At 38.2% G+C, this 19,112-nt stretch carries 15 protein-coding genes; 10 read left to right on the forward strand and 5 right to left on the reverse strand.

What is annotated here, in order from left to right; translation table 11 throughout:
* Positions 1-31 precede the first annotated feature (31 nt).
* Positions 32-1,450 (reverse strand): OmpP1/FadL family transporter, encoded by a 1,419-nt coding sequence (locus LEP1GSC203_RS03450; RefSeq protein WP_002972342.1) that lies wholly within the window; start codon positions 1,448-1,450, stop codon positions 32-34.
* A gap of 321 nt (positions 1,451-1,771) precedes the next feature.
* Positions 1,772-2,350 carry a hypothetical protein gene (locus tag LEP1GSC203_RS03455; protein WP_002972226.1) on the reverse strand — a complete coding sequence of 193 codons (579 nt, stop codon included), beginning with the start codon at positions 2,348-2,350 and terminating at the stop codon, positions 1,772-1,774.
* 105 nt (positions 2,351-2,455) lie between these two features.
* Here LEP1GSC203_RS03455 and LEP1GSC203_RS03460 point away from each other — a divergent pair, with 105 nt between their 5' ends.
* Positions 2,456-3,052 (forward strand): TetR/AcrR family transcriptional regulator, encoded by a 597-nt coding sequence (locus LEP1GSC203_RS03460; protein ID WP_002972860.1) that lies wholly within the window; start codon positions 2,456-2,458, stop codon positions 3,050-3,052.
* A gap of 27 nt (positions 3,053-3,079) precedes the next feature.
* Positions 3,080-3,940 (forward strand): alpha/beta hydrolase, encoded by an 861-nt coding sequence (locus LEP1GSC203_RS03465; RefSeq protein ID WP_002972779.1) that lies wholly within the window; start codon positions 3,080-3,082, stop codon positions 3,938-3,940.
* A gap of 24 nt (positions 3,941-3,964) precedes the next feature.
* Here the strand turns inward: LEP1GSC203_RS03465 and LEP1GSC203_RS03470 are convergent, their stop codons facing one another.
* Positions 3,965-5,530, reverse strand: a complete 1,566-nt coding sequence (locus LEP1GSC203_RS03470) for a methyl-accepting chemotaxis protein (RefSeq protein WP_002972738.1) — start codon at positions 5,528-5,530, stop codon at positions 3,965-3,967.
* Positions 5,531-6,136: 606 nt separating this feature from the next.
* On the opposite strand from LEP1GSC203_RS03470, the gene LEP1GSC203_RS03475 reads away from it, so the two are divergent.
* The 8 genes from LEP1GSC203_RS03475 to LEP1GSC203_RS03510 all read left to right on the forward strand — a co-directional run bounded on the left by LEP1GSC203_RS03475 (position 6,137) and on the right by LEP1GSC203_RS03510 (position 16,351).
* Complete coding sequence (locus tag LEP1GSC203_RS03475) at positions 6,137-6,547, forward strand: hypothetical protein (protein ID WP_002972396.1); 411 nt, start codon at positions 6,137-6,139, stop codon at positions 6,545-6,547.
* A 167-nt stretch (positions 6,548-6,714) separates the two neighbouring features.
* Positions 6,715-8,706, forward strand: a complete 1,992-nt coding sequence (locus tag LEP1GSC203_RS03480) for a methyl-accepting chemotaxis protein (RefSeq protein WP_002972489.1) — start codon at positions 6,715-6,717, stop codon at positions 8,704-8,706.
* Positions 8,707-9,056: 350 nt separating this feature from the next.
* Complete coding sequence (locus LEP1GSC203_RS03485; RefSeq protein ID WP_002972264.1) at positions 9,057-10,760, forward strand: porin; 1,704 nt, start codon at positions 9,057-9,059, stop codon at positions 10,758-10,760.
* An 11-nt stretch (positions 10,761-10,771) separates the two neighbouring features.
* Positions 10,772-11,245: an LA_3150 family lipoprotein gene (locus LEP1GSC203_RS03490; protein WP_002972345.1), complete on the forward strand. Its 474-nt coding sequence runs from the start codon at positions 10,772-10,774 to the stop codon at positions 11,243-11,245.
* Between the two features lie 272 nt (positions 11,246-11,517).
* Entirely contained in the window at positions 11,518-12,417 is a 900-nt protein-coding gene (locus LEP1GSC203_RS03495; protein ID WP_002972762.1) for a bile acid:sodium symporter family protein, read from the forward strand.
* A 1-nt stretch (position 12,418) separates the two neighbouring features.
* A complete protein-coding gene (locus LEP1GSC203_RS03500) occupies positions 12,419-13,384 on the forward strand; it encodes an NAD-dependent epimerase/dehydratase family protein (RefSeq protein ID WP_002972878.1) in 966 nt (321 codons plus the stop codon).
* On the forward strand, positions 13,374-15,155 hold the full coding sequence (locus tag LEP1GSC203_RS03505) for a Vgb family protein (protein ID WP_002972599.1): 1,782 nt from the start codon (positions 13,374-13,376) through the stop codon (positions 15,153-15,155). The genes LEP1GSC203_RS03500 and LEP1GSC203_RS03505 overlap by 11 nt, the downstream gene beginning before the upstream one ends.
* Positions 15,152-16,351, forward strand: a complete 1,200-nt coding sequence (locus tag LEP1GSC203_RS03510; RefSeq protein WP_002972631.1) for an MFS transporter — start codon at positions 15,152-15,154, stop codon at positions 16,349-16,351. Before LEP1GSC203_RS03505 ends, LEP1GSC203_RS03510 begins: the two co-directional genes overlap by 4 nt.
* Position 16,352: 1 nt before the next feature.
* Here the strand turns inward: LEP1GSC203_RS03510 and LEP1GSC203_RS03515 are convergent, their stop codons facing one another.
* On the reverse strand, positions 16,353-17,582 hold the full coding sequence (locus tag LEP1GSC203_RS03515) for a DUF2804 domain-containing protein (RefSeq protein WP_002972923.1): 1,230 nt from the start codon (positions 17,580-17,582) through the stop codon (positions 16,353-16,355).
* Positions 17,583-17,726: 144 nt separating this feature from the next.
* Positions 17,727-18,902 carry an EAL domain-containing protein gene (locus tag LEP1GSC203_RS03520; RefSeq protein ID WP_039937080.1) on the reverse strand — a complete coding sequence of 392 codons (1,176 nt, stop codon included), beginning with the start codon at positions 18,900-18,902 and terminating at the stop codon, positions 17,727-17,729.
* Between the last annotated feature and the right edge of the window lie 210 nt (positions 18,903-19,112).

The following is a 19,112-nucleotide window of genomic DNA, read 5'->3' on the forward strand; positions in this document are numbered from 1 at the left end:
ATTTTTGTTTTTAAAATCCAAATTTTTTAATTCAATCAAATGATCGACTAGCACCTAAGGTTACATTTACGAATGAAGATTCGGCATTGTAACTATATCCTAAACCATTAAAAGAAGTGGGGCCAGTGCGAATGTAGTGGGATAAATCCCAATCTGTTCCTTTGGCACCAGTGATTTTGTTTCTTGGACCGTTGTAGCTAATCCCAAAATCAATACTCCATTTATCAAAGAGATAACTAAATCCAGCAGCAACTACATGGTGTAAGGAAAAGAATCCTCCTGTTGATCCGCCTAATCCATTGCTCTTGATAGGAAGGGTATTGTAACTATACCCCAATCGGTAAATCCAACTTTCTGATACTTTGTGTTCCAGTCCAATGAGAGCCGCAAACTGGTCTCTGAAATTCAACTGCGCATCCCCTGCTTGCACGTTGCCAATGGGTGTAGCAAGCCAAGGGTCTTCTAGCTTCTGTGTTACTTTTCTTAAGTATGATCCGTAATTTGTGTAAACAAAATCCAATCCAACTTTTAAATTTTCAGCACCGAAGGCAAAACCCAAGGAATGTTTTTCTGGCATATTGAAAAAATAGGAAACACCTGTCGTTCTGTAATAAGCAGGATTGTTAATTCCCACCGTATAATGTCCGTTCATTGGTATAGAGGCGTGCGCTTGGTAAGAATAGGCAATTCGTAACCAATCGTTTACTTTATAGTTTAATCCGAAAATTCCCCCTAGGGCAAAGGCTTTTTTACTACTTTCATAATAAGATCCGGTTCCAGGAACTTCTATCGTTCCTGTTAAATCATAATACTTTTGGTTCAATCTTTGGTATCCATACAATCCTTCAATACTGATACCAACAGAAAGTTTACCAAAATCATAAGAGATTCCATTGACTAATCTGGCAATGGCAAACTCATTTGAATTGGATTCTTTGACCTGAGGATTGTCTCCGATCCCAGCAGGTAGATTCAAACCACCCCAATCATTTAACGTCTGTCCTGTGGGAGTATTTCGAGTAATTTTATCGACACCTCCTTTGGCACCACCTGAAACATAAAAAGCTATCCCGTAATGTAAGTTTTCCGTGACTTGGGTTTTAAATGCGATGTAAGGTGCAGGCGCATTGATGGCCGATTTTTTATCGTTTGAATAAACATACTGAGGATTAGTATCTAAAAAACGATCTTGGTATCTTGTGAAAATTGTTGAATTCGTGGCTCCAAATTCTAAGAGTTTGCCTTTTTTTAAGGAAAGGTTTGCGGGATTGAGGGCCACATCAATCGCCGAACCACCTAATGCTGTATTGGTTCCAGCAAGTCCCTCGTAACGTGCGTTAAATGCATTTCTAGTAAGGCCGTCAATGGCTTCTAAGCGAGTTCCTAGAAAACTAAGAAATACCACAAAGGTCCAGGAAAAGGTGTAGATTCTATTTTTTTGTTTGTTCATTGCATTTCCTTGAGAGACAAAATGTACAGAAACAAATTATCACCTAGGGAAAGAATGAAGTCAGGACCTCTAATTTAAAGAAATAATATTCAATATAGCAGATATATTGTCGTATTTATCTTTATATATTAAACAAAATGATGAATATCGTGACGTTGAAAGGCATCTATCGATGTGAAACTATTCTTATAAAAAAAATTTCAGGATTGTTCAGTGCATCCGCCTCCGACCAACACCATCTAACGATGGCAGGCGACTAAGCTCTTTGCCCCGTAATGTAAAGAAGACTAACCAATACAAATTCCAAAATTAAGTTTAACTTTAGTTTTGTCTTCCTTCAATGATTTGTAATAAGATCACAATGGCTATCCCCAGTTTCCTATCCAAGGCATTTACAGTATCAGAGGAAAAATCAATGTTGAATTGTGGCACAAATGGATTAAAGGTTTGTTTGAGTAATCCCACTTGTTTGTTCCCTAGCGAAATGAAAAATGTTTGGGGAATTAAATTGGTTAAAAATCGTCGAAGTATTGCTTTGAATACACTGTCTTCATCAATAGAACCAATGACTTGGTCTTTTGTGTCCAATATTTCCCAAGCGTCTTTTAAGATTGATTTAAAACCTTTTCTTCGAAGAGCACCTATCGTTTGGTTTGTAGAAACATCTATTACATCATAAATAGCAGAAAAATCAATTACGCTTCGAGCTTTTATTTTTAAGAGTTCTTTTGTTTTTGTTTCATCTGCATAAACGGTAATATCTTCTTTTAATTTGAAGGCCTTCTGTTTTACAAAAAATAAAAGGTTACTTTTCGTTTCATCAAAGATACGGATTTCTCCACCAAAGATTTTTAAGAAACTTTTTTTGGCAAAATATTTGTTAAGTGTGAACTGTTGCATAGGCCACGATTGTTTCCATTCTCAGAGTAACTCAAGTTAAAAAAATCTGAATTCAGTCTAAAAAAAGTTCTTTACAAATCAAAACGAACGGTCGTACTTTTATTTATGAGCAAAGGTGAGGATACAAAATCATTGATTTTGGAAAAAGCAGTCCAAGTGGCAAGTGTCCAAGGTTTACAAGGACTCACCATTGGAACCTTAGCCGATGAGTTGGGCATGTCCAAAAGTGGCCTCTTTGGCAAATTTGCTTCCAAAGAAAACCTTCAAATCGAAGTGCTCAGAGTCGGAAGTGAACTCTTTCGACGAAATGTAGTTTATCCAGCTCTAAAAACAAAACCTGGATTACAAAGACTCAAAACAGCCTTTCAGATGTGGTTGACCTGGGCTAATACATCTGAATTACCCGGTGGTTGTTTGTTTTTATCTTCTAGTTCTGAATTTGATGATAGACCTGGCATCGTCAGAGACCATTTGAAAAAAACACAACTCAGTTGGCAAAAGACTCTAAAACAATTTGTCCAAGATGCAAAAGATACTTTAGAGTTAGATGAGAACACAAACGTCGATAAGATGGTGCAAGAAATTTGGGGACTCATCTTAGGCTTTCATTTTTACAACAGACTTTTAGAAGACAAAAATTGCGAAAAAAGAACCAAACAAAGTTTTAACGAATTAATCAAACGATTTCAAAATGAAGATTAGAAGGATTCACTAAAAGAGGAATTAGTAATGAATACAAATAGCACGATCGTTCGTACTTTAAATAGAACCTACCCCATCCCTATGGAAGAAAAATGGGCCTTTGCCAGAAGAAAACCTATGTTTTTTGGTTATGTGGCTGCCCAATATTTTTTATCTACCCAGAAACAAAAACCATCTCGTAAAGAATTAGATGTGTTGGCATTGGCAGAACAAAAGGAATTCCAAGAGAACGAACACCGCATTCAATACTTTCATTGGAAAGGAAAAGGAGAAACCGTTCTTCTGGTTCACGGTTGGAATGGAAACACTGGCAATTTTGCAAGGATAGTCCCTGCACTTTTAGAAGACGGTTATAATGTGATCGGCATTGATTTGCCTGGTCATGGGTATTCTTCTGGAAGGTATTCCAATATTGTTCTTTCAGCAAAGATGGTAAGAAGACTTGTTTCCGATATAGGTAATCCAAATTTTATCATTACACACTCTTTTGGTGGGGCTGTGGCAACCGTAGCACAAGAATTAGGTGTAAATGCGAGTAAGTTAGTTTATATCGCACCACCCTTACGATTAGAAATTTTAAGAAAGAGTTTTAGTGATTATTACCAACTGACTGAAGTAGAACAAGAATCTATGCGTTCAGTTTTAGAGCGAAAGGTAAAACAACCTTTAAGCAGTTTGGATTTGGAAGCAGCTGGCCCTAAATTCAACAACTCACTTCTAGTCATTCATGATGAGGATGATGTAGAAATTCCGTTTTCGATGGGCCTTGCGGTTTCTAAGGCTTGGAAAAATTCCAAATTAGTGCCAACCAAAGGACTCGGTCACAAAATGATTTTGCGAACCGAGAGTGTTAAGGAAGAAATCTTAAACTTTTTAAAAGAGGGTTAAGAGTCTAAGGGCCGGAGTTATAAACTAACTCTGGCTCATAGAAGCCAGTTTATTGGCTTCCGATTTAATCATTTCAATATGTTCTTCTAGATCTTTGGAGGCACGGCTGATTTCGTTGACCTCCATTTCTAGTTGGACAATTCCTTTGGATGCTTCTTTCTGGCCCAGTAATTGTTCTTTGGTCGATTCGGAAATTTGTTTGGAGAGTTCTCGAATTTGTCCTAACTCCAACAAAATGGCAGATAAAGTATTTCTTTGTTCGATATAGAGACGATTCATGTCTTGGATTTCGAATAGTGTTTGGTTCAATCTGTCAATTTGAGATTTTGCCAATTCTCCCGTTTCTTTGGAAGCATTTCTAGCATTTGCAATGATTTCTTTGGAACTTTTGACTACTATGGAAATTCGTTTTACGTTGTTTTTTGTAAACTCCGCGAGTTTACTTACTTCGTTAGCAACTACGGCAAATCCTTTTCCAACATCGCCAGCTCTTGCTGCTTCGATAGAAGCATTTAACGCAAGTAAGTTTGTCTTTTCACCAATTTCAGCAACTATATTATTGATTTCATTGACTTGGTCAAACGAAGATTGAATGGATTCCAGGTGGTTTGCCGTCTGGTCAGCCACTTCTGTAACAGACATACTTTCTTTTTTATTGATCTCTGCAATTTCTACGAGGCGTTCACTTTGAACAAGAATTTGGTCTACAGTTTCTTTTAGTACTTCTGTATCGGAAACCATTCCTTGCACTTTATTGTTTTGTTCTTCAATGGAAGATCCATTAGATTCAAAAGAACTGGAAAGTTCCGAAATGACGGCGGTAATTTCTTCTAAGGACGCGGCTTGTGATTCCAGTTTCAAAGATGTCTGTGAAACAAAGTTACTAAAGTTGGTGATGGAACTTTCTAGTTTTACTGCCGCATTCGCAGATATTTTATTTCGTTCTTTGGTTTGGTCTAACAGAAGTTCTGCTTCATCCGCTTTGATCTGGGCAAGGGAGCTAATTTTTGTTAACAGCTGAACAAGCAAACTCACAATGTAGCCTGCGATCATAATAAAAATTGGTTTCATCACTTCACCAGCTAAACCTACATACCCCAACTGACGTGATAATTCTGGATCAACTGACAGTTTGATTCCAGCAATGTTGACGGCACAATAGAGAGCAATTGCCGAAGTCATCGCACCGATGAATGAATTTAACAAAACAAATTTTCGATCACCTAAAAATCCTGAATAAATTGCGTTGAAGAAAAAGATAAAATAAACAACAGCATTCGCAAGGGCCGCTTGTGCTTCTTTTAAGCTTAAAGTACAGTCCATGATGATGGTTCCGCCAAGAACCAATGTATCAAGTAAGATCAATGACTTGTGAAACCAAGTGGGTGGGTTTGTTTTTCTTTCTAAGATATAAGCAATCGCACAATAGAAACCCATAGTGCAAGTTCCCACCATGTGGATCACAAACATCTTTGGTTGGAACTCGTCCTTGGCACCGATCATAGCCAGGAGAAATAAAAGAACCAATCCAAATCTGATTCTGTTGATTATGATTTTCCCTTGTTTCCAAAGATCAGCAATTGTTAACACTAAATACCCTCAATTCAATGAAATCACCACAATGGCAATTAGGTGCAATATTTTATTGGTCGTATTCATCGACGGATCAAAACATAAGGAAATGATCGGGATTTTTCAAAAAAATCCTAGAAATTTGCATTTTTAGAGGAGAACGAACAGTGCGTATTTTAGTTCCCCCGCATAGCGGGAGAATTTAGAAGAAATCTATCTAGAGTTATCGATTAAACTCGAAGAAGTACGAGGCGAATCACTCATTCAATGGTTCATTACATAGAACATCTTTTGGATTTTCAAATTTTACTCTAGCTTCTGAAAAATCTTTATTCAAAATCGCATTGCCAGGAAAACGAATTTTAATCATTTCTCCTGCGGTCCAACACTGGTTGTCTACAGATTTACTTTCAAAACAATCACAGCCACATTCCGATCGAGTATAATTTAGAAAGACAGTATATTCCTTTTTCTCTTTGTTATATTTTTGGTACCAAGAATCAAAGTTATAGAAAGAATGTATCCAAATTTCGGTTAATTAAGTTTTGGTAAGCTGATTGGATTTTAAAACTAACAGTATTTTGTCGATAATATTAAAAGATTTTATATTTGAGGGAGAAATTGATGACAGCAGGATATTCAGGAAAACCACTCGTAGATAAATTGGGGATCAAAGAAAACATGATCCTTTATTTTCTCAACCTTCCCTCTAAAGATTTCATGAAGGATTGGGGAACTCTTCCTAAAAATATTCAAATTTTAGACAAACCAAAATCTGGATTGGATATGATTCATTTCTTTACGCTTTCATCTAAAGAGTTTCAACTAAAATTACCGAAACTTATGGGGTTCATCAAACCTGCAGGGATGATCTGGATCTCTTGGCCAAAAAAATCATCCAAATTTCCTACCGACATGAATGAAAATTTGATCAGAGATTTTGCTTTAGAACTAGGACTTGTTGATATTAAGGTTTGCGCTGTCGACGATGTTTGGTCTGGACTGAAATTAGTCATCCGAAAAGAAAACAGATAGAGAACTGACTTTACGTATTTCTCCCCAAAAGGCTAGAACAAAATGTCCGGAAGTGTTTATTTGCAAGTGGGAGGATTTCAGTAGTTACATCCCAATATGTGGTTTGACAAATCCAAACAAGATATCATGACATATGATTCTATTTGTTTTTGTTAGGACAGGATGAAATGAAATTCAATAGCCTTAAGACTGTGATTGTCGCCCTGAGCATTGCCGTAATTATGGTGCTTACCTTTGGGATCTCCTCATTTGCTTACATCATAGGTAAAACATACATCGTAGATGCCTACATTGGGGAAATGAAAAATGTCGCTAGGCTCTCCGGTAGGCAAATTCAGAATTTTTTTGACCAACAATTTCTTTTGGCCGAATTTATAGCCACCAACCCAGAATTTGCCGAACGATGCATTAAAAAAGATCGTAAGTATCTTGATCCACTCCTAGCCAATTTAAGCCAAAAATTTGGAATCTATGAAAATGTTTTTTTATCCACTGCAGAAGAGAACCCTGTTGTTTTTTCCGATGCAACAGGCAAAGCCATTGGGTTTCGTTGGGGGAACACTGGATTCAATGAAAATATAAAAGCAGTACTTTCAGGAAAACCTCTCTTAAGTAAGGTGAATCGATCTCCTGTCACACAGGAACCTGTTGCGGTCCTAACAATGCCTGTATTCCAAGGAAAACAAGTTGTAGCAATCTTTGCATTTGCGATTTCGTTAAACCACCTTACAGATGAAGTAGTGAAGGATGTCAAAATTGGAAAGGAAGGTTTTGTTGCCATCACAGATAGAGAAGGACAAGTCATTGGACATCCTGATAAATCATTAATTTTAAAACTAGACCTCCAAAAACTAGATTGGGGGAAAAAGTTACTCGCTCTAAAATCAAATGAACATATGGAATATTTTTTCGGGAAAGAAAAAATCGCTACTGTATTCGATTTAGGGCAATACAATATCCGATTGGCAACCATTGCAACGAAAGGAGAGATTCTAAGTGTTGTTCATGATATGTTGTTAAAGATTGGAATCTTTGCTATTGTCATTTTGAGTATTTCCATTTATGCACTTTCAAAACTCATCACACAGAGACTAAAACCCATTTCGGGCCTACGTGATCTTTTCAAAAAAATGTCTGCCGGTGATCTTAGCCAAAATTTAAAAATCACACATGATGATGAAATTGGTGAGCTCAGCGGTGATACAAATTTCTTTTTACAAAGTCTTAGAAAAATTGTCTCCGAGATTCAATTTATATCACAAGAACTTGCATCGAGCGCGGGGCAACTTTCTTCTAGTTCAGATAGTTTTTCTGGAGGTGCTCAGGCAACTGCAGCTTCCACCGAACAGATGTCAGCAACGGTAGAAGAAATGTCTGCCAGTATGGAAAACATCACTGGTTCTATCGATATCCAACACAATAATATCTCTCAATTTCAAATTAAAATTCAAGAGTTAGCAAATAGTGTAAAACAAGTCGCTGATGAAATCAACCATACGATAAACAGGATGAAATCGATTTCTAATCAGGCAAAAGAAGGAGAGCAGTCTCTCACTGGTATGAATGAAATGATTAGCAATATATTGAAATCATCAGATGAGATGAAAGCAATCATAGCCATTATCAATGAAATCTCAGACCAAACACAACTTTTGGCATTGAATGCAGCGATTGAAGCTGCTCGTGCAGGGGATGCAGGTAGAGGATTTGCTGTCGTGGCAGAAGAGATATCCAAACTTTCCATCCGGACTGCCTCTTCTATCAAATCCATTTCAGAAATGATTGGCAAAAACTCGAAGGAGCTAGATGGAGGTGCTAAAAGTATCCAGTCATCAACTTCCCTCATCCAAGAAATCATTAAAAACATCAATGATGTTTCCCGAGCAATGGATTCCCTTTATAGTATTATGGGTTCTCAAGCAGAAATCAACCAATCGGTTTTGGAAAACTCTGGTGTTGTCAAAGGGGAGTCGGACCAAATCAAGGTCGCAGCGGATGAACAAAGGGGAGCTGTTCGAGAGATTACTGATGTCATCACTCAAATCAACGAACATACCATCAACACAGCTGCAGGCGCAGAAGAGATGTCATCCTCGGCAAAAAATCTTTCGAACACCGCAGATAAATTGAAAGGTATCTGCGACCAGTTTCAATTGTAACATAACCTTGCGGAAGGGATCGCAGCGGAAATCCTTTCCGAAGGAAAGATTGGAGCGTAGAGCCCGGTCCGTCGCAGGCGGATCTGCCCCAGAAAGCAAAAGGATCTTCCATTTCCACCTAATTGCATTCGTGATGATTTTGTAATAAAATACCCTTTCTATTATGACAAACCGAGATTTTGGGAAAAAAATGTATAAAAACAGGGCGAATCCTGACCTTGTAATCAATTTGTAACAATACTGTCATCGAAACCCAACAGTACTTCAATACGTTTGTAACTAGACTGAAACATTGAAACGGAAGTGTCCTTCTGTTTGTAATAAATCCAAATCAGTCGTAACCAAAACAAATGAAGACTATCTCCCAAGCCATCTTGGCCATTCTATTCTTTGTTGGGGCAGTTTCTGCAGAATCCGAAGCTCCTCAAACGAAAGAACAGGTGCCGTCGGGAACCAACCCCACAGAAGCCAAAGAACATAAAAAAGAATCAAAAGAACCACAAGCGAAAGTTTACCGAGAACTCTATGAGGATACGGAATCAGGCCAAATTTTTACAAAACCAGGTCCGAACCGAGTGAAGGTGGAATACAACCGTCCCCTCAGCAATGCTAATACAACTACCCTTCCTGATGCCTTTGCCCACAGACCCGATGATACCGCAAAAGAAAAATTAACAATCACCGGGCGGATGCAGTTTCGAGGTGTTTCTGGATCCGAAGACTCACTTTTCAATAATGGACATCGTGATTTTAATACCGTCGATTGGAACTTTCGAAGGCTCCGGTTAGGTGCCCAGTACGAAAACGATTGGTGGGGTGCAAACATCCAACTTCGTTTGGAGAATATGTTGAATAGACCTGATGTGGTTCAGACAACAAACACATTGAATTATTTGGATGCGAATGGAAGGGCTGCCAGTACAACTTATGTAAGTAACACTAGGATGAAGGATAACCGTGGTTATATCCATGAAGCCTTTGCGTATGCAAAAATTCCTTATGGTGGATTACGATTTGTGTTCGGTCAATTGCCAACTCAATTCAGTAGAGAATATTTGCAATCCTCTGCTAACTTTGTGACTTTAGAACGTAGTATGATTGTGAATGCCATTCCTCAGTTTGACAACGGGGTGATGATCCAAGCAACTCCTCTCAAAGAAATTGATCATAAATGGGAAAGATACTTACAAGTATCCTTAATGGTAGGTAACGGGAAAGGGGGAGGTGGAGATTATGGAACAGGTAGACGCCAAGACTTAACTACTGCTAACCGATATGGAACAGTAAATACTTCTCCTATCTACTATGCTCGTGCACAAGTGAATGTGTTTGGTGGACTCAAACGGGAGTCTGATGGTAAGATGGTGAACTGGCAAGAAGGGGAAGAAATTTTCCAACGAGAACTAAAATGGTCTGTCGGTGCGGGTTATGTACAAACACAGAATTTAATCACCCCAGCACTTTATGTTCCCGAATACACACCCGGAACAACAAGTGGAATTCAACTCCTCACAGCCCAAGGGTCCAATCCGGATCGTGGGAGTTTAGATTCCAATGGAAATCCAAATTTTTTAGTCCAAAACTCAGTTCCTACATTGGGTAGGCCAAAGATGGGACTCATTGGGCATACCTATGATAGTACCTTTACTTACAAAGGATTTTATTTATCTGGCGCCTATACCACATTTGGTGGTGCAGCTTCCAATGATTTATTTGGTTATCATGGGACTATAGGATATAACATCCCGATTTTAGATAAATACTACATTATGCCAGTATTAAAATATGAATACATCCAAGGAGATTTTAATCGCAATGGGAAAGTGGATCCAACCGACTCTTTACGAGTGTATTGGGCAGGTTTAAACCTATTCGGTGACAAACACCATTTTAAAGCCCAACTTTATTACCAAGTTCTTGGAAATCAATTTGATGTGAATCCAAGTACTGGAAACGCAATGCCCATTGATGATAGAAGAGTTTACCTACAATTCCAGGCAAACTTTTGGACCGGAGTTGTTTCTCCTGAAGCTTACAGTTACAGACCAAACTAAGAGGAACCCGTATGAATCTAAACCAAATGAATCGATTGTTAATTATAATGATAGTTTCGATCTTTCTTGGAAATTGCCAATCCAAAGAACAGAGCAGAGAAGATATCTCCTCATTAGTAATCAACAATTTACTAAATGGAGTTGCTGACAGAAACAAATCCTTGGTGGTGATGGAAGTTGCTGATCTAGGTGGATCGTTTACTGGATCTTGTTATGACACCTTCCAACTGAACGGGGGAAATGTGGGACCCACAGCATACTTCAACACTCCTCCCGGTGGTGCTGGTGGACTTCTTAATACTAATATCAAAAAATATGCAGTATCCACTTCGTCTTGTTCGGATTTAGGATTTGCCAGTGGTACTAATTTTGGATCAAGCTCACAAAGACCTAATCCAGATGATGTGTTCACTTTTAAAATGTTTACTTGTGATCCGAATAACAACCCTTGTGCGAGATCAGCCATCACAGCGGCAGGTTTTTGATTTGATTTTTAGTTTTCATTAAGACTCTTTTCACAAAAGGATAAAACCACTATCCTTTTGTGAATTTTGTAAGGATCTCCACTTCGTTTTTTGTATCAATGTCCCATCGAAAAGAAGTTAGTGTTCAGAAATAACTTCCAATCCTCCTTCGCTTCATTCAAAAAAAGATAGAACCTAATTTTCCTTAGAAGAAGATAACGTCCTGCGAACCATCTTTTTAGCAAAGGTGTGTTCTTTATTGGATACGTTTTGTTCTAAAGGAATTAATGAGGATGAATTATAATAACGACTATCAAATCATTTTAGGTCTTGTTTTGGCCCTGATGATCTTCGGTGTTGCTTTAGAACTTAGGTTCATCGCTTTTAAAGCAGTACTACAACGTCCGGTCTCGGCTCTAGCTGGGCTCATTGGTCAGACAATTTTTTTACCTTGGATCACTCTACTCATCACACTAGTTCTCGACTTACCCGCTGGGATTGAGTTGGGTATGTTGTTAGTTGCTGCAAGTCCTGGCGGAAACCTATCCAATATCATTACCCATTTGGCCCATGGAAATACAGCACTCTCTGTAAGTATGACAGCAGTTTCCAGTGCTTTTGCTATTATCACTTTACCACTTAACTTTACTATCACGGCAAACTTGAATCCAGTCACACATGCCATGATTTCTGGAACCGGTGAACTTCATATTGATAACATTGCGATCATTAAAGGTCTCGTGGTTCTGCTTTTATTTCCTTTGGCTCTTGGAATGGCGATTGGTAATTTTGCAACAAAAGCGGCCCATAAAATCACTCCGTTTTTCAAACAGATTTCTTCTGTCGCCTTTCTTTTGTTTGTTGTTGTGGCAGTTGGCGGAAACTGGAAGGTGTTTGTCGACAATATGGGATATATTTTCCTAATCGTTGTTTTTCATAATTTAGTAGCTCTAACAATTGGAAATATAATTGCAAGAGTGTTTCGCCAAGACCCTTACAATCGAAGAGCCATTACCATTGAAGTGGGTATGCAAAACTCAGGGCTTGCCCTTGGATTAATCCTAACACAGTTCCAAGCAGAACCAAACATGGCTTTGGTGGCTGCCTTTTGGGGAATTTGGCATATTGTTTCGGGACTGCTTCTCGTTTTGTATTGGCGAAAGTTTGCCCCAATCGAAGGATCTCAAGTTTGAGATGAGAGTATTCATCACTGGCGGAGCTGGATACATTGGCACCTCCCTGATCCATCATATAACAAAAACCTTTCCCGATTGGAAAATTCTAACCACCGATATCAAACCTCTGAAAGGTTTGGATCATACATCCAATTTAGAATTTAGAGCTTTAGACATTAGCCAGAGAGAAGAGGTGGTAAATCTTATACAAGAATGGAATCCCAATTCCATTGTTCACTTAGCATCCATCTTAAATCCGCCACCAGGGATGAGCGAAGAAACACAGCACAAAATTGATGTAGAAGGCACTAGAAATGTGTTAGATGGAGCAGTTCAGGCAAATACAGAACAAATCATCATCACAAGTTCTGGCGCGGCATATGGCTATCATAAAGAAAATCGAGATTGGATTGAAGAAACAGATCCCATTCGCGGCCATTCTGCCTTCGCATACTCAAGACACAAAAAGGAAGTAGAAGAAATGCTTTCCGAATACCGTACACATCATCCTAAGTTAAAACAATTAATTCTTAGACCGGGAACTATTTTAGGAGCCACCGTGAATAACCTAATCACTGATATGTTCCGTAAACCATTTGTTTTTGGGATCTTGGGCCACAAAAGTCCCTTTGTATTTATTTGGGATGAGGATGTGATTCAAATCATAACCAAAGGAATTTTGGAAAATAAAGAAGGACAATTCAATCTTGCAGGGGATGGAGCCTTAAGTTTGAAAGAAATTAGTTCTATGATAGGAAAACCATACATAGCCATACCTGCATTGATTTTACAATCGGCACTTTTTCTGTTACGGATCTTTCGACTGACACAATATGGTCCCGAACAAATTGATTTTTTACGTTATCGACCTGTATTATCCAACAAACAACTAAAGGGTGAATTTGGTTACACTCCAAAATACTCATCCAAAGAAACATTTATCTTATATTTAAAAGCCAAAGGAGTTCCTTACCATGAAAACTAAACTAATCCTCTTTTTAATTCTTTTCACCTACTTTCCGTTATATGCTTTTGAAATTGAAGTAAAAGATGCTAAAGGTAGACCTTTAGATTTAGTGATGGTCACTGTCAAAGCAGAAAAACCACAAGTGGCACCACGAGATGATCATGGATATCCACCAGAAGGTTTGGTTTTTACGATCACACCAGAAGTAACTATGTTTACCAATCCCAATGGCCGAGTGCAAGTTCCCTTTCCTTACTCCCCTTCTGTGATAGTACGTTTGCGTAAGATTGGATACAAAGACCAAAACTTACGAAGTTTTCCTTCTGGATCGAGTCAGTCCTTTCGAATGGAAAACGTAGTGGATAAGAATGCACTAGTAGCTCAGTACCCTTCCAATAGTTGGGTGGCCGCTTTAGATTTTGGGGAAGATAAGAATTTAAGAAAAACTTACTTAGAACAATGCGGGTTCTGTCACCAACAAGGTAGTTTTTTTATGCGCCGAGCTTTTACAGAAGGAGATTGGGAAGAGATCATCAATCGTATGATGGGGTATGGCGCAAGGCCTCATGGCAAAGCCAAAAAAAAACTCCCAGCCATTCTTTCACATGCTTATGTAGATTTGCTGAAACATCCTGAACGTGTGCAACCTGGCAGACCTTGGGGGAAAGAACTTCATGGTGCAGTGATTCGAGAATGGCCTATGGGTGATAGTTTTTCTCAGATGCATGACCTTTTGTATCATAAAAAATCAGGTCTCGTGTATGTGGGTGACAATATCCAAGATAGACTTTGGGAAATCGATACAAACACAGGTAAGACGGTTGTTTATAAAGTTCCGAAACAACCAGAGGATGAACTAGGAGGACTACTACCAGGAAGGTTACGTTCCTTCCAAAAACATGAAACCTACGTGGGCCTTCATTCCTTAGCAGAGTCTCCAGTCGATGGACATATATTTATCACACCTTCTTTACAAAAACGCATCACTGAATTTGATCCAGTGACAAAAAAATTTACGGATCATATGTTTGCTGATGGGTTGTATCCTCATACGGTTCGTATAGATGATGAAGATAGAGTTTGGTTTACACTCGCACTTTCAAACCAAGTAGGAATGTTTGATCGTAAAAAAAATACATTCAAAAATTACAATCTTCCCGCAAGGACTACGAAAGAAAGTTTTAGTTTGTGGATCAGTGGTTTCATTGTCAAACTGATGAACTGGGGATTCCCCATGCATTTATTGCCAGTGGATGAACGTGTGAGTGGAATGCCACTTCCTTATGGTATCGATATCGCACCTAACGGAAATGTATGGTTCACTCGTTTACATGCAGATACCATTGGAGTCATCAATCCCAAAGATGATAGTTTTAAGTTGATTGAAACTCCTTTCCAAGGACCACGACGATTGCGAATTGATAAAGACAATCATATTTGGATCTCAGCCTTTCCCGAAGGTTCTATTGCAAAATACACTCCTGAAGATGGAAAATTCAAACTCTATCCACTGCCCACAGCCGTTGACGGTGTAGAAACACCTTACTCTCTCAATGTAGATCGAAAAAGAAATCTGGTTTGGGTGAATGGCACTTCCTCAGACAACCTGATGGCAATGGATATCAAAACGGAAGAATGGAAAGTGTATCCCATGAGCAGAAAAGTTACTTTTACTAGAGATGTTGAATTTGCTACTGATGGAAAGGCTTATACTTGTAATGGAGCATTTCCTAGTTGGCATATTGAAGATGGACAACCCACACTTATGGAAATCAAACAATCAAAATGAATCCAAAAGAAAACTATAACCAAGGCCAAATCATTCGTTTTTTATCGGCATCTTTTTTAGGATTTTTAGCAGGCCACCTAACAAACTATAGTGTTATTTTGTATGCCCAAGATGTTTGGAATGCAGATGCATTAGCAGGATTAGGATTTGGTTTGTGTTTTGGAGTGCCACTGATCCTTGGTTGGTTTGCCGGCGCCTGGTGTGATTCTTACTCTCCACAAAAATTGGCGCAAGGCGCTCACTTATCCTTTTTAGTTTCTCTTGGTTTGCTCCATCTGTCTTCTCGAATCGAAGGAGAGTTATCCGTTATCTTATATCTCTTAGGTGCAGGCTTTGCCGGTGTGGGTTGGTCTGTTCTTGCACCTGCACGTATGTCTTTACTTGGAAGACTTGCAGGGGAACGCCAAGTAAAGTTAGCAGTTGTCTTTAATATTCTTGTGATGCTTGGTTTTGGGGCCGCTCCTCCCATCCTTGCCTTCTGCCGAAAAATCAATTCTTGGGAAATGGTCCACCAAACGGGCGCTATTCTCTTTTTAATTGCAATGTCTCTTCTCATTGGCATCAAAACTGATGGACTCGGAAAATCTTCCTCTGCATGGGATCGAATTTTGCGTGGAGTATCTTATGCAAAAAACCATCCCCTCCTCAAACAAACCCTACTTTTTTCCATAGTGATCTATTGTTCTATGGGTCCTGTTCAAGTTATGATGCCTAGATATGCCAAAGGAGTTTTGTTACTGGGAGAACTGGAACGTGGCTTCTTTTTGGGAGCTCTGGCTCTTGCTTTGTTAGTTGGTGGTGGAGTCTCCTTAAAACTCGCAAAAACGGTGGGTTACGGTAAGATGATCCTCCTTTCTGGATTCATTTGTGGATTGGGATTTATAGGCATTGGATTTAGTACCATTGTCTGGGTATCTGTTTTATTTTTACTATTCAGCGGATTTGGAGCCGGGGCCAGCATCAGTCTTATCGTGGCAATCCTGCAATCAGAAGTGACTACTGAATATAGAGGTAGGCTTGTGAGTTTGTATACAATCACAAGCCAAGTGGTTCCTGCTGTATCCGGACTTTTATCTGGACTACTTCTGGTTAAGATACCAATAGCAACTGCAGTCCTCACTGCGGGAACCGCAATCACTCTGATTGTGGTTTTAAGCACAATCAGATTAGATATTCTTAGAAATTATGAACGATAATTTACCACTGCTGGTACATTTGTTCTGCAAAACCAGCAAGGTCTTTCACTTCTAACTTGGTTCCATTGTCCAATATCACATAACCATTGTAATGTCCAAATGCTTTATTTAAATAGGCTTCTGTTTTGAGTAGGTCTAAAATTTCAGAGAAAGTGAAGTTTTGATACAATTGTTTTAAAAAACCTATCATACCCATTAAATCAATGTCTGAATGCAATAGGTAAACTGGTGTAAATTCCAATTCCAACCGCCCTTCGTTACTGATGAATTTCCATGGTTTTTTATAATCTGTGATATCATACTTCCAAGTAACTTTATCGAGTTTATGAACTTTACCTTTGTAAACAATTCCATTCTCGGTGGCATTGGTTGAAATTCCAAAACCATAACCCAAATTTAGACTGAGTAATTCACCTTGGACAAGGCCAGCACCGGCAGCCCAAAGCCATTTGTTTTTTTCAGGCCAGGTCCCTCTTCCCCAATCGAGCACCGCATAACTTTTGTCATTAAATTCATAAGTAATATTGTTGTATTGGATGGAGCCTTTACAAAGTAAACTAGGCATTTTATATTCATAAAAAAATGTAGATTCAGAAAAGGGAGTGATGACAGCCAGAGCCTCCGGTGCTTTTTCTTCTAACTCAAAATTACCCTTAATGAATTCAGAACTAGAATCACCGACAATGGAATATTCAATGATTCTTTTGTCTTTTAGTTTTATAATTCGAATGAATTGATTTCCTTTTTTAAATTCAATCGGATCAGTTGTGTTGGTTGGAAAAAATATTTCCCCTGGTCTCACTAATTCTGTTTTAGAAAAAAGAACTTTCCCAGTGGCAAACTCTAAAAGTTCGATGCTACCCATCGCTAAATTTCCAATATCCGTGATGGTCACTGCCCCACCAAACTTTTCATTATAAAATGTGTAATGTTCCCAACGTTTGTATCGTTTTGGATCCGCTTTTATAAAAGATTCGTTGATTTGAAAATGAGGATATCTCGACCAACCAGAGACATTTAAATTTCCATCTGCTAATAAAAGTGGAATTGAACTTTTGATTTCCTTTTGAATGGTAGGATTTGCGCCAGGTTCGGGAATTAAGATGATGGTTTTTCCGTGTTGGTCTACAACTTGACCTGGTTCTAGTTTAGCATTAGAACAATTGAATATGCAAAAACAAATGTATATAATTCCTAAGTTGTTTAGCAGATGTGGTTTGATTCGAAACATAGATGTTCTCCAAAAAAACAAATCCTAGGCTTAGATTCATTCAATGTCAATCACTCTTGTGATTGGATTCCAATTTGTTTCAAATACTGTGCTAAATTTCTAGAAAGGTTCGAAAATCTGAACCAATATCTACTTAATTCTATCTCAATCTAAAGTTAAGTCCACAAAAAAGGAATAACCCATTTCGTTCACTCGAGATAATACTATTACGTTCTTTTTTAATTCTTTATCCCAATAAGGATCGCTGACTTGCCAATTTTCAGAATCTCTAAATACTTGTTTTACATGTTTATAAAAGAATGGCATATAAGACCAGTTTTTCTGAATTAATTGAAGGTTTTCTGTAAAACCCATCTCACTTGTCCTTTCATAATAAGGCGAAACTTGTGTACCCAACCAATCAGTCACATAAACTCTTTGGACATGGGTATCAATTTTGAAGAAAGAATTTGGATCAATAATCACTCGATTATCCAATTTTATTGTTTTTAAATTGATTGTATTGAGTTTTGATTTTATTTGTTTTTCAAATTCGATTTCAGTAGCGACCTCTTTTCGTTTCCTTTCATGATATATTTGTAAGTGTGGTACTACAGTATCACAAATACTTTGTTTATCATGATTTAGATCTGATGGTCTTCCTAAAAAATAACCTTGTAAAAGACTCGCCCCAGAACCAATGGCACGATACAATTCTTCTTCTGTTTCAATTCCTTCAAATAACAATTGAGAACCAATACTTAATGAAATTTGTTTTAAATATTCTAAAATGGATTGGAATTCTCTCTTTTCGATGGATTTTTTTAATAAATTCAAATCGATTTTGATGATGTCAGGTTTAATAGCACCTAATCGTTCTAAGTTGGAAGATTCAGATCCTACGTCATCCAATGCAATTCCAAATCCTTGTTCTCTTAAAAGTTCCACTCCAGCAGCCAATACATCAGTTCCGTAACTTCCAGATTTTTCAGTGATCTCAATCACGATTCGATTTAAAGGAATCCCATAACTATTTACCAAATCTGAAATTGGTAATGTATTAGAACGGCTTTCTTCATATTCCAAAATGACTTGGTCGGGAGACATGTTTACAAATAAAAGATCATTCGTTGATTGTATTTTAGTTAGTGCAAGTCCAAGTAACTGTCTATCGATAACACTCATCCGAAGTGCTGATACATGAGGATCGCTAAACTCTGGAATCGAAATTAACTTCCCACTTTCTTCTCGTATGCGGCCCAGTGATTCGTACGCAACCACCGTCTGTTCCTCTACGGAAAAGATGGGCTGAAATAAAGGGACATAATGATTCACTTGCATAGATATTACTGTAGATTCCAAAATCGTTTAGGTTCCTTGGAAACCATCGTCTGTTTTAACGGAAATAAATTCAATAAATTAAACTAATCCAGTTCTTTACGCGATTCTAAGGCCAATTTTCAGAGAAATGGACAAGTCTTGACCCCTTTCGCACTTTTTCTTAGACTCCTATGAAGGGTATGGATTCCCCCTTCCCCTACTTAAGTACGA

Origin of the sequence: Leptospira terpstrae serovar Hualin str. LT 11-33 = ATCC 700639 (assembly GCF_000332495.1) — a bacterium.
Lineage (GTDB): Bacteria > Spirochaetota > Leptospiria > Leptospirales > Leptospiraceae > Leptospira_A > Leptospira_A terpstrae.

Bases quoted from the DNA above. Each gene is read 5' to 3' on its own strand.
- LEP1GSC203_RS03485 (WP_002972264.1), top strand. From the start codon at position 9,057: ATGAAGACTATCTCCCAAGCCATCTTGGCCATTCTATTCTTTGTTGGG.
- LEP1GSC203_RS03475 (WP_002972396.1), top strand. From the start codon at position 6,137: ATGACAGCAGGATATTCAGGAAAACCACTCGTAGATAAATTGGGGATC.
- LEP1GSC203_RS03505 (WP_002972599.1), top strand. From the start codon at position 13,374: ATGAAAACTAAACTAATCCTCTTTTTAATTCTTTTCACCTACTTTCCG.
- LEP1GSC203_RS03520 (WP_039937080.1), bottom strand. From the start codon at position 18,902: ATGCAAGTGAATCATTATGTCCCTTTATTTCAGCCCATCTTTTCCGTA.
- LEP1GSC203_RS03500 (WP_002972878.1), top strand. From the start codon at position 12,419: ATGAGAGTATTCATCACTGGCGGAGCTGGATACATTGGCACCTCCCTG.
- LEP1GSC203_RS03510 (WP_002972631.1), top strand. From the start codon at position 15,152: ATGAATCCAAAAGAAAACTATAACCAAGGCCAAATCATTCGTTTTTTA.
- LEP1GSC203_RS03450 (WP_002972342.1), bottom strand. From the start codon at position 1,450: ATGAACAAACAAAAAAATAGAATCTACACCTTTTCCTGGACCTTTGTG.
- LEP1GSC203_RS03480 (WP_002972489.1), top strand. From the start codon at position 6,715: ATGAAATTCAATAGCCTTAAGACTGTGATTGTCGCCCTGAGCATTGCC.
- LEP1GSC203_RS03465 (WP_002972779.1), top strand. From the start codon at position 3,080: ATGAATACAAATAGCACGATCGTTCGTACTTTAAATAGAACCTACCCC.
- LEP1GSC203_RS03460 (WP_002972860.1), top strand. From the start codon at position 2,456: ATGAGCAAAGGTGAGGATACAAAATCATTGATTTTGGAAAAAGCAGTC.
- LEP1GSC203_RS03515 (WP_002972923.1), bottom strand. From the start codon at position 17,582: ATGTTTCGAATCAAACCACATCTGCTAAACAACTTAGGAATTATATAC.
- LEP1GSC203_RS03490 (WP_002972345.1), top strand. From the start codon at position 10,772: ATGAATCTAAACCAAATGAATCGATTGTTAATTATAATGATAGTTTCG.
- LEP1GSC203_RS03455 (WP_002972226.1), bottom strand. From the start codon at position 2,350: ATGCAACAGTTCACACTTAACAAATATTTTGCCAAAAAAAGTTTCTTA.
- LEP1GSC203_RS03495 (WP_002972762.1), top strand. From the start codon at position 11,518: ATGAATTATAATAACGACTATCAAATCATTTTAGGTCTTGTTTTGGCC.